The sequence below is a fragment of the Gordonia sp. i37 genome (genome assembly GCF_002043085.1).
Taxonomy (GTDB): Bacteria; Actinomycetota; Actinomycetes; order Mycobacteriales; family Mycobacteriaceae; genus Gordonia; species Gordonia polyisoprenivorans.
This window is the reverse complement of record NZ_MVPX01000083.1, coordinates 1-14505: the sequence shown is the minus strand read 5'-3', so window position 1 is coordinate 14505 and position 14505 is coordinate 1. Positions and strand designations below refer to the sequence as shown.

Genomic DNA, 14505 nt, shown 5'->3' with positions numbered 1-14505 from the left:
CCGCGTCGTCGGGGCTGGCGGCGCGCCGCAACACCCGCAGCGCGGTGGGCCCGACTACTCCGTCGAGTGCCGATCCGAGCACGTCGGTTTGCAGCAGGGCCATCTCCCGACGCACCTCCTGCGGTTTGGCGTATTCGATGGCCAGCAGCGAGGTGGCGTGGCCGACGAGCATCCGGTTGACCTCGTCGAGAGGTGCCCCGACAACGCCGAGGAATCCGAATGTCCTTGTGGCCGAGCCGATCCGGGTGACCATGAAGGTGACGTCGTCGGCGACGAACACCGCGCCCGCCGACGCCGGATCGCGGGCGACGAGGGCGCGGACCCGGGCGAGATCGTTGGGGTCGGGCGGGGCGGGCGAGGACGCCACCTCGGCATGGTTGGCGTCGAGGAGCAGCACGCGACGCTCGATCGCGTCGGCGAGTTCGCCGACCACCGCGGCCGGACCACGGGCCACCGCGGCACGTGTCATGCGGGGTTGCGCGCGGGTCGCCGACACCAGGCGGGCCGAGCGGCCGGCGGCGATCTGGTCGAGCAGGGCGCGGGTGATCGCCGAGAACGGGATGTGCAGCGGAACCTCGAACAACGGAAGGCCCACGTCGTCGGCGGCACTGATCATCGCCTGCGGTATGGCGTCGAAGCCCAGGCCCACCCCGAAACCGAGGGCGGCGACCCCGACCTCATCGAGGGAGCGGACGTAGCGTTGCTGCTCGGCGGGGTCGTCGGTGAGTCGGAGTCCGGTGGTGAGCAACACCTCGCCGCCCACCATCCACTCGGCAGCAGTGAGCAGCTCGGAACTGACCGCACTGTCGATGGGGCGTTCGAGGCCCGCACCGCCGGCGTGCAGCACCAATTCGAGGCTGCGTTGGGCGATCAGCCAGCGAACGGACGTCGACACCCGTTCACCGTACGCCCGGACTGGACATCGTGGAGTGTCACCGAGAAATCGGTGGACACATTGTCAGGCGCGTGAACCGGGTCACTGGGCGAACACTGATGACCAGCAGCGCCCAGTGCGGCCGCGCACTCCAGGCCCCACACAACAACAGGCCCCCACACATCGAGCACGAGGTGACACCCGATGACCGCTTCCGCCACCGAAATCGTCTACCGCCTGCCCCAGGAGCGACGGCTGGTGACCGACCTGCCGGGCCCGCGGTCGATCGAGCTGGGTGCTCGCCGATCCGCCGCGGTGGCCGCCGGGGTCAGTTCGATCCTGCCGTCCTACGCCGCCGACGGTGACGGCGGCGTCCTCGTCGACGTCGACGGGAACTCGCTGATCGACCTCGGCTCGGGTATCGCGGTGACCTCGGTCGGATCGGCCAACCCCGCGGTGGCCGCGGCCGTCGGTGACCAGGCCGCCCATCTCATCCACACCTGCTTCATGGTCGCGCCCTACGACAGCTACGTCGCGGTGGCCGAGAAGCTCAACGCGCTCACCCCCGGTGATCACGACAAGCGCACCGCCCTGTTCAACTCGGGCGCCGAGGCCGTCGAGAATGCGGTGAAGATCGCGCGGCTGGCGACCGGGCGGGACGCGGTGGTCGCCTTCGACCACGCCTATCACGGCCGCACCAATCTGACGATGGCGTTGACCGCGAAGAACATGCCGTACAAGGCGCACTTCGGTCCGTTCACCCCCGAGGTGTACCGGATGCCGATGAGCTACCCGTTCCGGGACCAGTTCGGCGTGGACGGCAAAGCCGCAGCCGAACATGCGATCTCGGCGATGACGACACAGATCGGCGCCGACTCGCTCGCCGCCATCATCATCGAACCCATCCAGGGTGAGGGCGGATTCATCGTCCCCGCACCGGGATTCCTGACCACCCTGGCGCAGTGGTGCCGCGAGAACGGCGTCGTCTTCATCGCCGACGAGGTGCAGGCCGGATTCGCCCGCACCGGAACGTGGTTCGCGTGTGAGGAGGAGGGCGTCGTCCCCGATCTGATCACCATGGCCAAGGGCATCGCCGGCGGCATGCCGCTCTCGGCGGTGACCGGCCGCGCCGAACTGCTCGACGCCGTACACGCCAGCGGACTCGGCGGCACCTACGGCGGAAACCCGGTCGCGTGCGCCGCGGCTCTCGCCGCGATCGAACAGATGGAGACCCTCGATCTGGCCGGGCGCGCCCGCCACATCGGCGAGGTCATCACCTCCGTCCTCTCCGAAACGGCCGATGAACTTGCCGCACAGGGCAAGCCGGTGATCGGCGAGATCCGCGGGCGGGGCGCCATGATGGCGATCGAACTCATCCGCCCCGGCGGGCAGGAACCGGATCCGGCGCTCACCAAGGCTGTCGCCGCCGCGTGTCACGCCCAGGGCGTCATCGTCCTGACCTGCGGCACCTACGGCAACGTGATCCGGCTACTGCCGCCGCTGGTGATCGGCGACGACCTGCTCCGCGAGGGCCTCGGCGTCCTGAGTGACGCCATCAGGTCCCTCGCCTGATCGACCCCGCCCGATCACACCCCAACCGTTCACATCCGAAAACCGCTGCGAGACAAAGGACACCGTATGCATCCGCTCGATCCACTCTCCGCCGACGAATTCCGGGCCGTCTCCGCGGTTCTCTCGCGCGAGCAGGGGGTCGGCGACGGATGGCGGTACGCCTCCATCGAACTTGCCGAGCCGGGTAAGGCCGAGCTCGCCGCGTACGAGGCCGACGGCACCGTCCCCGCACGGCGGGCAATCGTCATCTGTCTCAACAGTTCCGAGAACCTGACGTACAAGTCGGTGGTACGCCTCACCGACGAGACCGTCGAATCGTTCGATCTTGTCCCGGACGTGCAGGCGAACTTCACCGTCGACGAGTTCGAGGAATGTGATCGGGTGTTGCGAGCACACCCGGAGGTGCAGGCGGCGCTCGCGCGACGCGGGATCACCGACCTCGACCTGGTCTTCATGGACACCTGGACCTACGGCGGTGCGCTGATCCCCGAGGAGTTCAAGGGACGCCGCCTGGGCTGGTCGGACACCTGGGTGAAAAACGCCGAAGGCGCCAATCCGTACGCGAATCCCGTGTCGGGGCTGCACTGTGTGATCGACGTGAACACGATGGAGTTGCTGCGCATCGAGGATGCGGCCGCCGGGAGTGGGGCCGATGGCTCGGGTGGCTTCGAGCGTCCGCAGGTGATGGGCGAGTATGTGCCGCGCCATATCCCGCAACGCATTCGCGACACCTTCAAGCGCCCGCCGCTCAAGCCACTGGAGATCACCCAGCCCGAGGGTCCGTCGTTCACCCTCGACGGCAACCGGCTGACGTGGCAGAATTGGTCGCTGCGAGTGGGTTTCAACTACCGGGAGGGTATGACCCTGCACTCGGTGACCTACAACGACGCCGGGCGCGAGCGGTCGGTGGCGCATCGCATGTCGTTCGCCGAGATGGTGGTGCCCTATCGCGATCACTGCGAGGACCATTACCGCCGTACCGCTTTCGACATCGGCGAGTGGGGTCTGGGCTTCATGACGACCTCGCTGGAACTCGGCTGCGACTGCCTGGGCGAGATCCGCTACCTCGATGCGGTGTTGCACAACAGCGCCGGTGAGCCCTACACCATCACCAACGCCATCTGCATCCACGAGGAGGACAACGCCGTCCTCTGGAAGCACGTCGATCACGACGCCGGCGCCGAGGTCCGACGCATGCGGCGGCTCACGGTGAGTTTCCATGTGACCGTGGCCAATTACGAATACCTGGTGTACTGGCGGTTCTACCAGGACGGCAACATCGAGTGCGAGGTCCGCGCCACCGGCATCATGGTGACCACACCGATGCCGCCCGGTGTGACCAGCAATCCGCACGGCACCGTCATCGACGATCGCACGTATGCACCGTTTCATCAGCACTTCCTCGTCGCGCGGCTCGACCTCGACATCGACGGCACCGACAACACCGTGTTCGCCTCGGAGACCGTCGCCGAGCCGATGGGCCCGGGTAATCCGCTCGGATTGTCTCTCACGCAACGTAATACGGCGCTGCGCACCGAGAACGAGGGCATGCAGGACCCGGACTTCGCGACGCAGAAGAGCTGGAAGATCGTCAACACCAACCGCACCACCGAACTCGGTCACCATCCGGCCTACAAGCTGTCCCCGACCGGCGCGTTCCCGGCGATGTTCGATCCCGCCTCGCCGGTCTTCCAGCGCGCCACGGTCATCGGCCACACCCTGTGGGTGACGCCGAACAATGCCGACGAGCGTTGGCCTGCAGGGGAATTCGTCAACCAATCCGAGCGCGACACGGGTGTGGCGGAGTGGACCAAGAACAATCGGTCGATCGAGAACACCGACGTCGTCCTCTGGTATGTGTTCGGCATCCACCACATCACCCGTCCCGAGGACTGGCCGGTCATGCCGGTCGACGTGGTCTCGTTCTGGCTCAAGCCTTTCGGCTTCTTCGACCGCAACCCGGCACTCGACGTCGAGCCGTCGCCGTCGGCGCACTGCCACGCGTCGAACACCGAGCACCACTGAATCGGCGAACCACACCGAACCACCGAGCGCACCGCGCATCGCAGCGAGAGGACCTTTCATGAGCACCACCGAGATCATCGACACCCAGGCCGTTCTCGACGGTGTACCCACCGGTTTGTGGATCGGCGGCGAGTCGGTCGAGGCGTCGGATTCGGGTACGTTCACCGTCTACGATCCGGCAACGGAGCAACCGTTGACCCAGGTTGCCGACGCCACCGTCGAGGACGCGCGTCGCGCCCTGGACGTCGCAACCTCGGTCGCCGATGAGTGGGCGGCGACCCCGTCCCGTGAGCGCGGTGAGATCCTGCGTCGCGCTTTCGGTCTCGTCGCCGACCGCACCGACGATCTCGCGATGCTGATGACTCTCGAACTCGGACGCGCCCTGCCCGACAGCCTGGCCGAGGCGCGCTACGGCAACGAGTTCCTGCGGTGGTTCGCCGAGGAGGCGGTACGCATCGACGGCAGGTTCACCCAGTCTCCTGCGGGGACCGGCCGGATCGTCGTGACCCACGCCCCGGTCGGCCCGTGCCTGGCGATCACACCGTGGAATTTCCCGCTGGCCATGGGAACGCGCAAGATCGGTCCCGCGCTGGCCGCGGGCAACGTGATGCTGGTCAAGCCGGCCCACGAGACGCCGTTGACGATGCTGGCGCTCGCCGAGATCTTCGCCGAGGCCGGACTTCCCGCGGGCGTGCTGTCGGTGCTCCCGACGATGCGGGCGCGGGAGGTGGCGTCGGCGATCATCGGCGACGACCGGATTCGAAAGATCAGCTTCACCGGCTCGACCCCGGTCGGCAAGAATCTACTCGGCCAGGCTGCCGAGCGGGTGCAGCGCACATCGATGGAACTCGGCGGCAACGCGCCGTTCGTCGTGTTCGACGACGCCGACGTCGACAAGGCTGTCGAGGGTGCCTTCCTGGCCAAGATGCGCAACGGCGGCGAGGCGTGCACCGCGGCCAATCGCTTCCTGGTGCAGTCCGGTGTGGTCGAGGAGTTCACCGAGAAACTGGTCGAGAAGATGTCTGCGGTTCGGATCGGACCCGGGTACGACGACGGCGTGACCCTCGGCCCGCTGGTCAGCGCGGCGCAGCGCGACAAGGTCGCCGAGGCCGTGGAGACCGCTGTCGCGCACGGCGGCCGGGTTCGCCTGGGCGGCAAGGCCCCTGGCGGAAAGGGCTTCTTCTATCCGGCCACCGTCGTCGACAACGTCGACGCGTACGCGCCGGTCACTCGCGGCGAGATCTTCGGCCCGGTGGCGGTGATCAGTTCCTTCGACTCCGAGGACGAGGCGATCAAGGCTGCCAACTCCACCGAATTCGGTTTGGCCGCATACTTCTTCACCCGCGACCTGGATCGGGCGCTGCGCGTGTCGACGGCGCTGGACTCCGGCATGGTGGGGGTGAATCGCGGAGTGATCTCCGATGTCGCAGCACCGTTCGGCGGCGTCAAGGAGTCCGGTATCGGCCGCGAAGGCGGCTCGGAGGGCATCGAGGAGTACCTGACGGTCAAGTACATCGCCTTCACCTGATCCGCGCGAAGTGACCATTCGAGGCCAACGAGACAATTAGTACAGCTAATAGTCTGCGCTATGCTACATCGCATGCGGCTTCGGGTGGTGGCATCAATCGTGGTAGTGGTTCTCGCGGTGACCGTCGGCGGCCTGGTGTCGTCGCCGGCCCGCGCGGACAACGGTTCGTCGGATTGGGGCAGCTCGGGTCTGGGCAGCTCGGATCTGCTCTCCCCCACCAGCCTGTTCTTGTGGCAGAGTCCGCCGACGCGCTACATCGTCGTCCTGGGCGCCAAGATGGGAACCTTCGGTCAGACGCCGACGATCCTGAACGAGCGCCTCGACACCTGCGCGGCCTTGGCCCGGTCGCATCCGTTCAATCGGGTCATCGTCTCCGGCGGCGATACCTGGTGGCTGCCGGTGTCGGAGGCGCAGTTCATGAATCTCGGGCTGATGAGGCGCGGTGTGCCGATGTGGCAGATGGTCAACGAGGGCCGTTCCACCGACACCGTGGAGAACGCCACCTACACCGTCGCCATGCTCAAGGCCATGGGCGCCACCGGGGCTCTCATCGTCACCAACGCGTTCCACATGCCCAGGGCCATGGGCGATTTCCGGGCGGCCGCGGCCAAACAGCACGCCGCTCTACAATTCCGGCCGAGCTACGCCTGATCGTCTTTCGCCGACCGGGCGCTCACACCCGTCGATTGGGCGCTCCGGCGTCGTCGAAGAACAGTCCGCTCGAACTCTCCTGCGGCGACTTCGAGCTCAACCAGGAGACAGCGTCCGCCCACACGCCGACAGCGCCCGGCAAAGCGCTATCACAGCGCAGATGGGCGCTGTCGGCGTTTCTGGCGGGCGCTGTCGACGGTCCGGCGGGCTGGGACGGGCTCAGCGCAGCAGTGCGCGACTCATCACGACGCGCTGAATCTGGTTGGTGCCCTCGTAGATCTGGGTGATCTTGGCGTCGCGCATCATCCGCTCGACCGGGAAGTCACGGGTGTAGCCGGCACCTCCGAAGAGCTGCACGGCGTCGGTGGTGACCTCCATGGCGACGTCGGAGGCGAAGCACTTCGACGCCGAGCTGATGAAGCCGAGGTTCTTCTCGCCACGCTCGGCGCGAGCGGCGGAGGTGTAGACCATCAGCCGGGCGGCCTCGACCTTCATCGCCATGTCGGCGATCATGAACTCCACACCCTGGAACGAGCTGATCGGCTTGCCGAACTGCTTGCGGTCCTTGACGTAGGCGATGGCCTTGTCGAGCGCACCCTGCGCGATGCCGACGGCCTGCGCACCGATGGTCGGGCGGGTGTGGTCGAGGGTCTGCAGCGCGGTCTTGAAGCCGGTGCCCTCGTCACCGATGATCCGATCCTCGGGAATGGTGCAGTCCTCGAAATACAGTTCGGCAGTGGGTGATCCCTTGATGCCGAGCTTCTTCTCCAGCGGGCCGACGGTGAAGCCCGGGTCGTCCTCGTGGACCATGAACGCCGAGATGCCGTTGGCCTTCTTCTCGGGGTCGGTGACCGCCATGACGGTGTACCAGGATGACTTGCCGCCGTTGGTGATCCAGCACTTGGAGCCGTTGAGCACCCAGTTGCTGCCGTCCTTGCGGGCGCGGGTCTTCATCGACGCCGCATCCGAACCGGCCTCACGCTCGGAGAGGGCGTAGGACGCCATCGCCTCACCGGAGGCGATCGACGGCAACACCTTTGCCTTGAGTTCGTCGGAACCGTTGAGGATCAGACCCATGGTGCCGAGCTTGTTGACGGCCGGGATCAGCGACGACGACGCACACACGCGCGCAACCTCTTCGATCACGATGCAGGCGGCGACCGAGTCGGCACCCTGTCCGTCGTACTCCTCGGGAACGTGGATCGCGTTGAATCCGCTGGCGACGAGCGCGTCGAGGGCTTCCTGCGGGAAGCGCGCGTTCTCGTCGACGTCGGCGGCGTGCGGTTCGATCTCCTTCTCGGCGAGCGCACGGATCGCCTCGCGGAGCGCGACGTGCTCCTCGGGCAATTCGAAGACGTTGAATCCGGGGTTTCCAAAGGCCATGGGGGCTCCTCCTCGATGCGCGCGGAGTGCTGCGCGGCGGTGATCGATGCTCGTCGGGGTACCGGTCGTGCGACGGATGCGGGCACCACAGACGACGACACTGAGTGCCAGGATACTCCGTCGGTGGTGCAGATGTCGACACTACGTGCCACCCGTGTGGGCACACCGGCGTCGGTAGCGCGCCGTCAGGTCCGGCGAGATCGCTGGGCCCGGATCTCCTCGGCGACGGCACGGGCGATCTGATCGGCGCCCGCGTCGATCGGGTGGGTGACGACGGTGATCGCGGTACCGGCACCGTCGTCGCCGCCATCGTCGGCACCCAGTGCCAGCCGGATGCGTCGGAGTTCGGTACGAAGCGTGCTCACCGTGGCGTCGGCGTCGCCGCGGATCATCGACCGCAGCAGGTAGTTGTGCACCGAGGTCACCGCGGCGGCGAAGGCGACGATGCGCTCGGGCGACTCGTCGGGAAGGCGTCGGCGCAGGAACTCCTCGAAGACGCGCTGGTAGCGATAGGTGGTGACGAGCTCGCGGTCGCGCAGTGCCGGTACCCGGGTGACCACGCGGAGCCGTCGGACGGCAAGGTCCCGGGTGGCGAGGAAGTGCGTGAAGACGATCTCGGCGGCGTCGCAGACGTCCGTCCACGGGTCCGGGCCGTCCACCGATTCGTCCCGCGCGAACTCGTCGGCGCCGAGACGCTCGGCAACCTGGGCGATCAGAGCCTCGTGATCGGCGAAGATCATGTCTTCCTTGGAGCGGAACTGGCGGAACAGCGTGCGTCGCGAGACCCCGGCGTCCGCGGCGATCTGATCGACGGTCGTCGACTCGTACCCGTACTCGCTGAAGAGCCGGATCGATGCCGCGACGACCTGGGTGCGCAGATCGACCGGATCGACCGTGGTGTCACTCGGTGCCATCGGTCCAGTATGGCGCGCGATGCCGCCCGCGCGACAGTCGACGGCTTGCGGCGGCGGAAGCCACCGGTACCATCTTTCCCATGTCGAATCCTGAGTTCGTCGTACAGAATCCCGGGCACTGGGGTACGCCGACGACCCCGGCCCACCCGTCGACCATGGCGCCGCCCACCTTTCACGCGACGATTCCAGTGGACTCCCAGGTGCGCCGGCGCTTGACACGGGCGACGTTGCTGACCCGGACCCGCTGCAACCTCCTGGCGGGCCTGGCGTTCGCGATGCTGATCGTGCTGATCGGCCTCGCCCTCGCCCTCGCACTCCCGCCTTCGTCGAACCCGCTGGGATTTGCACCCATACTCGTCGTGGCCATCGTCATCGTGCTCCTGGGGCCGGGGGCGAGGTGGCGGCGAGTGCTCCCCGATGGTTCCGCGCTGTCGTCGGAGATCACGCACAGCCGGATACTCGTGGACTATGCGGGCCTGATCAACGGCGTGGACATGACACAGATCAGCGACGTCACCTATCGCTGCGGCATCGTCGTGCTGCGCACCGGCCGCGGACTTCGGTTGACCGTGCCGGCGGAGTTGCTGCCACCGCATCTGGCTACGCAGTGGGCTTCCGGCGCCCGGTGAGGTCGGGCGCGGCAGGGTCATTCGGACCGCCGACCGGGGCGGCTTTTCGGGGCGGAATGCGGTCCAATCGTGATGTGGCCTACCAGTTCTCACCGTCGTCGTCCTCGCCGCCGCTCTCACCGACCGCACCCCCGCCGTACGTGGGGGCCGGACCCGACGGGGTGCTGCGCGCAGAACTGATCGCCGACGACGCACTCGGTCCCCGACTGTGCCGGGGCGCCCTGCTCACGCCGGGATGGATGCTGCGGCAATCATTGCCCGCCGCCGTCGGCGCGCTCGTCGCCGCAGTCGCCGCATCCTCCACCGACTCCCGGCCGCCGGCGGTGGTCACGGTGGTCGTGGTCCTCGGCCTGTTCCTGCTCGCCCAGGCCACGATGCTCACGCTGGGCATCGCGCTGGGCCAACGCCGGATGCGTCGGATCATGCCCGCCGGGACACCGGTCGGCGCGGAGTTCACCCCCGTTGTGGATCGGGCACCGGGTGGGAGCGACCTACTCGCAGATTCAGCTCGAACGGTTCGATCGGGTCGTGGTCAACTCGCGGGTGGTGCTGCTCTGCACGGGCCGGCGCACCGTCGTGCTGTTACCGCGGGAACTGGTGCCACCGCAGGTGATCGCCGATTACCGGGCCCGTTACCTGCGACGTGGATTCCGGCGCCGATGACCGCGATGCTCAGTCGTGCTGGGCGTCCTGACGCAACTCGAACTTGAGGACCTTGCCGGTGGAGGTGCGCGGTAGCTCGTCGGCGAAGACGATGTCGCGCGGCACCTTGTAGCCGGCCAGCAGGGTCCGGGCGTGCTCGATGAGCTCCTCGGCGCTCAGTTGCGCCCCGGGAGTGAGCAGGACGTAGGCGCGCGGGCGCTCACCCCACTTCTCGTCGGGGACGCCGATGACGGCGACGTCGAGGACCGAATCATGGCTCACCAGAGCCTGTTCGACCTCGATGGTGGAGATGTTCTCGCCGCCGGAGATGATGATGTCCTTGGCTCGATCGCGCAGCTGGATGTACCCGTCGGGATGCATCACCCCGAGATCGCCGGTGTGAAACCAGCCGCCGGCGAACGCCTCTCGGGTTGCGGCCGGATCCCGGAAGTAGCCGGCCATCACGTTGTTGCCGCGTAACACGATCTCGCCCATGGTTTCTCCGTCGGCGGGTACGTCGACGAGCGGCAGGACATCACGTTTGACGACGCGCGCCGCCTCGGCCTGCACCATGCCGACGCCTTGTCGGGAGAGTTTGGCCGCGCGCGCATCGGCGGGCAATTCGGCCCAGGCGTCCTGGAATTCGCAGATCGTGTACGGGCCGTAGACCTCGGTGAGGCCGTAGACGTGGACCACGGTGATACCGAGCGCCTCGAGCTGACCGATGACGGTCGGGCTCGGTGGCGCACCCGCGGTGGTGATGTGCAGGGGCCGGTCGAGGCGATGTGCGCGAGGCGATCCCGCGATCGTCGTACACACCGTGGGTGCCCCGCACAGGTGGGTGATGCCGAGATCGTCGATCGCGTCCCACACGGCGTCGGCACGGACCGCACGCAGACACACGTGGGTCGCCGATGCCTGGGTGACCGCCCACGGGGTGCCCCAGCCGTTGCAGTGGAACATCGGCAGCGTCCACAGATAGCGGCTGTGGCCGGTGAACTGGTTGTGGAAGGTCTCGCCGAAGGAGTTCAGGTATGCCCCGCGGTGGGTGTACATGACGCCCTTGGGCTTTCCGGTGGTCCCCGAGGTGTAGTTGATGGTGATGACGGTGTCCTCGTCGTCGACGGTCCACGGGATGGGGTCCTGCTCGACGTCGGGACCGTCGGCGAGGGCCAGGAAATCGGCATAGGTCTGCAGGCCGGTGATCCCCGACGCGCCTACATCGCCCATCGTCGGACCGAATTCGGGGTCGGTGATCTCGACGGTGGTGGCCACCTCGGGGACCTCGTCGGCGATGAGCGAAACGGTGTGCCGGAATTCGGCGTCGAAGAACAGCGTGGTGACGCCCGCGTGATTGAGGATGTAGACCAGTTCGGGTCCGGCCAGGCGGGAGTTGAGCGCGACGAGCACACCGCCGGCCAGCGGGACCGCGTAGTGCGCGACGAGCATCTCCGGGATGTTGGGTGCGAGATAGGCGATCCGCTCACCGCGCGCGATCCGGCTCTTGAGAACCCGGGCGAGGCGCTGCACCTCGTCGGCGAACTCCGCGTAACTCGCGCGACGATCCCCGTAGATGATCGCGGTGCGGTCGCCGAACACCGTTGCGCTGCGTTCAAGGAATCGCAGCGGACTCAGTTCGGACCGGTTGGCGCTGCCACAATCGATCCGGCCGAAGTCGGCGTCGAGCGCCAGGGCCTCGGCAAGGGTCGTATCGGTGTCCGAGACAGACATCGTCTCCTCCAGATCGTCGTGCCGCGGCCGATGCGAACACGGGTGAGGGCCGCGACGTTTGTCGTCCTCCGAGCGTATGGATCACACTAGTGCCGGTACCACCCCCGAAAGTAGGTGGTTTCGGCCCCGATGGCGATGTCGGTCCGACACGTACCGGTGGCAAAGACAAGGGGCGAGGAGGAGAGGACCATGGTCACCGATCCCCGGCGTCCCGACGACGCCGATGCGGTGCGCGCCGAGTTGCGCGGGGTGCATCGGACGACGGGCCTGCCGGTGCTGTTCGGCGGGCTCGTGGACGGTCCGGGCGCGCTGCTGTCGGGTTTCGTCGGGACCCGCACCGCGCTGCTGCGTGATCTCCTGATCGGTTCCGACCGTGGGCTCGGCGGACGGACCATCGTCGAGCGCCGCCCCGGTGCCGTCGCCGACTACTTCCACTCCACCGAGATCACCCACGACTACGACCGCGAGGTGTCCGGGGAGGGCATCGAATCCCTGGTGGCCGCTCCCGCGGTGGTCGGCGGGCGCACCCGGGCGGTGCTCTACGGCGGGCTGCGCGCACCCGAGCGCATCGGGGATCGGATCGTCGCACGGGTCGCGGTGGGCGCTCGCCGACTCGCACACGAGATCGAGGTCCGTGACGACGTCGATCGTCGCGTGAAACAGATTGAGACACAGTGCGATCCGACGACGGTGCCGGCGTCGGTGGCCGATGGGATCATCGAAAGTTATCTGGCGCTGCGGGAGATCGCGGACACCACCACCGATCCCGCACTGGCCGAACGGTTGCGTGGCGTCGAGAGGCGTCTACGCGGGCTGGGATCAGGGGCCGAATCGAGCACGGCGGTCTCGTTGTCGACCCGCGAGACCGACGTGTTGGCGCACCTCGCACTCGGCTGCAGCAATGCCGAGATCGCCGATCGGTTGTCGTTGCGGCCGGAGACGATCAAGGGGTACGTGGGCAATCTGATGCGCAAACTCGAAGTACACAATCGTCGCGAAGCGGTGGTGCGGGCGCGGCGAATCGGCTTGCTGCCCTGAGGCAGCCGTCGACGCACTTCGGCATCGGCGACGACTGTCGGTTTCCTGGCAATGTGGCCCCGGGGGTGGCCGGAACCGGCTGTATGTGCCTACGGTGCGAGGAGGCCGGGGAAGGCACGAGGGGGCACACGTGGGGTACACATCCGCGGCCGAGGATCGATCGGGGCGGGCGGCCGGGCGCATACTGGCGGCGGTGTCAACGGCACTGATCGGAGCGGGAATCGCTTCCGCGGCAACGTATGTTCCGCCGCCCACACCGACCGCCGAAGCGACTCCCGAGGCGTCGACCGTCGCGATTCGACTGACCGCGGACTCGGTGGCGAACATTCCGGCGAACCTGGCGCAGACGATCGCCAACATGGCGGCCTACGAGTATCAGGGCGTGAACCTGACCACTGCGGCACTGGAGGATTCGGGCAACTGGTGGCTCTACATCCCCACCAACGTCGTCGGATTCGACGAGCAGGACAAAGAGAAGCTCAGGGGTATGACCCTGATGATGGTGCCGATTCCGTTGGTGGCACAGGCGAATTACGATCAATGGTGGCTGTCGCTGGCGGCGTTCGCGCCGATGACCCCGGACTGTACGGGCATTCCGGGCCCCTGCTCGAACGTCTTCTATTTCACCCAATATGGGCAGGTTCCGACGTGGCGGCTGGTTCTCGGGTACACCTTTCCCACGATCCGCAACACCATCGACCCGACGGATCAGACATACACGACCGCAGACGGCCGGGTCGTCGACATCCAACCGGACTGGTCGGGCAAAACGTACCGCCTCGATCCGTTCGGGCCGTGGAAGGCCATCTGGCAGACCCTCACCCAGACCCCGACCGGCTACGTCGCGGCGCCGTCGGGTAGCCAATGGGCCACGGCGTTGACCGCGCTGGGCGCGGCAACCTGGGAGTCGCTCGACCCGATGGTGCCGGGCACCTACTGCCTGCCCTGCCAGATCGGCGGCGCCGCGATCGGCGCGCCGGACTCGCTTCCGAAGATCTACCTGTTCGGCAGGTACTACACGTTGTTCGACTTCGGGCAGCCGCTCACCGCGCACGACTGGGTGACCAATCGCCCCGACTACGACGAGGCGACGCGCCCGGATCATGCGGTCACCTACAACATCTGGACCAAACAGTCCCAGCAACAGATCGGTGCCGACCTCGCCGCGGCCACCACTCCGCAGGCGTTGCGGGCCAGTGTCGCGCAGTTCGACGCGACCCTGCAGGCGGTGCGCGTCCAGCTCGGGGAGAACATCGCCGCCAACATCAAGGGACTCGAGCAGGCCCTTCCGGTGGCCGCGGGGTCGGGACGGCAACTGCTCGACTCGATCGCCGATTCGTTTGCGCCACAGCCACCTGCGCGCACGTCGGCCACACAGGTCACGGTGAGCGCCGACCGGGCACTGCACGGTACCGGTGCCCCGACCACCCCCGCCCGGGCCGCCGCCCGGCCTTCGGCTGTCCCGACTCCTGCGGCGAGCGACCCGGCCACCATTCCCGGGCAGGTGGCCGCCGACCT

General features: G+C 67.4%; 12 protein-coding genes. 8 read left to right on the top strand and 4 right to left on the bottom strand.

Annotation, left to right across the window (positions count from 1 at the left end):
- Positions 1-895 (bottom strand): PucR family transcriptional regulator ligand-binding domain-containing protein (locus B1964_RS03620; RefSeq protein WP_172398743.1); only part of this gene is annotated, 895 nt, incomplete at its 3' end.
- Between the two features lie 183 nt (positions 896-1078).
- Here B1964_RS03620 and gabT point away from each other — a divergent pair.
- The 4 genes from gabT to B1964_RS03600 all read left to right on the top strand — a co-directional run bounded on the left by gabT (position 1079) and on the right by B1964_RS03600 (position 6650).
- On the top strand, positions 1079-2446 hold the full coding sequence (gene gabT / locus B1964_RS03615; protein WP_079928887.1) for a 4-aminobutyrate--2-oxoglutarate transaminase: 1368 nt from the start codon (positions 1079-1081) through the stop codon (positions 2444-2446).
- Between the two features lie 66 nt (positions 2447-2512).
- A complete protein-coding gene (locus B1964_RS03610; RefSeq protein WP_079928886.1) occupies positions 2513-4471 on the top strand; it encodes a primary-amine oxidase in 1959 nt (652 codons plus the stop codon).
- A gap of 58 nt (positions 4472-4529) precedes the next feature.
- Positions 4530-5999, top strand: a complete 1470-nt coding sequence (locus B1964_RS03605; RefSeq protein WP_079928885.1) for an NAD-dependent succinate-semialdehyde dehydrogenase — start codon at positions 4530-4532, stop codon at positions 5997-5999.
- A gap of 72 nt (positions 6000-6071) precedes the next feature.
- Positions 6072-6650 (top strand): YdcF family protein, encoded by a 579-nt coding sequence (locus B1964_RS03600; RefSeq protein ID WP_079928888.1) that lies wholly within the window; start codon positions 6072-6074, stop codon positions 6648-6650.
- A 219-nt stretch (positions 6651-6869) separates the two neighbouring features.
- Here B1964_RS03600 and B1964_RS03595 read toward each other — a convergent pair whose 3' ends face one another.
- Both B1964_RS03595 and B1964_RS03590 read right to left on the bottom strand, forming a co-directional pair.
- Positions 6870-8033 (bottom strand): acyl-CoA dehydrogenase, encoded by a 1164-nt coding sequence (locus B1964_RS03595; RefSeq protein WP_079928884.1) that lies wholly within the window; start codon positions 8031-8033, stop codon positions 6870-6872.
- Between the two features lie 185 nt (positions 8034-8218).
- The gene (locus B1964_RS03590; RefSeq protein WP_020172260.1) at positions 8219-8947 is read right to left on the bottom strand and encodes a TetR/AcrR family transcriptional regulator; all 729 of its coding nucleotides are present in this window, start codon (positions 8945-8947) and stop codon (positions 8219-8221) included.
- Between the two features lie 80 nt (positions 8948-9027).
- Between B1964_RS03590 and B1964_RS03585 the strand changes: the two genes are divergently transcribed.
- Both B1964_RS03585 and B1964_RS03580 read left to right on the top strand, forming a co-directional pair.
- Entirely contained in the window at positions 9028-9576 is a 549-nt protein-coding gene (locus tag B1964_RS03585) for a hypothetical protein (protein WP_079928883.1), read from the top strand.
- Between the two features lie 74 nt (positions 9577-9650).
- Positions 9651-10286, top strand: a complete 636-nt coding sequence (locus B1964_RS03580) for a hypothetical protein (RefSeq protein WP_253193872.1) — start codon at positions 9651-9653, stop codon at positions 10284-10286.
- Here the strand turns inward: B1964_RS03580 and B1964_RS03575 are convergent.
- On the bottom strand, positions 10249-11949 hold the full coding sequence (locus B1964_RS03575) for an AMP-binding protein (RefSeq protein ID WP_079928882.1): 1701 nt from the start codon (positions 11947-11949) through the stop codon (positions 10249-10251). The genes B1964_RS03580 and B1964_RS03575 overlap by 38 nt on opposite strands.
- A gap of 189 nt (positions 11950-12138) precedes the next feature.
- On the opposite strand from B1964_RS03575, the gene B1964_RS03570 reads away from it, so the two are divergent.
- The gene (locus B1964_RS03570; protein WP_079928881.1) at positions 12139-12987 is read left to right on the top strand and encodes a LuxR C-terminal-related transcriptional regulator; all 849 of its coding nucleotides are present in this window, start codon (positions 12139-12141) and stop codon (positions 12985-12987) included.
- 193 nt (positions 12988-13180) lie between these two features.
- Positions 13181-14505: hypothetical protein (locus tag B1964_RS03565; protein ID WP_079928880.1), on the top strand; the 1325-nt coding region annotated here is incomplete at its 3' end.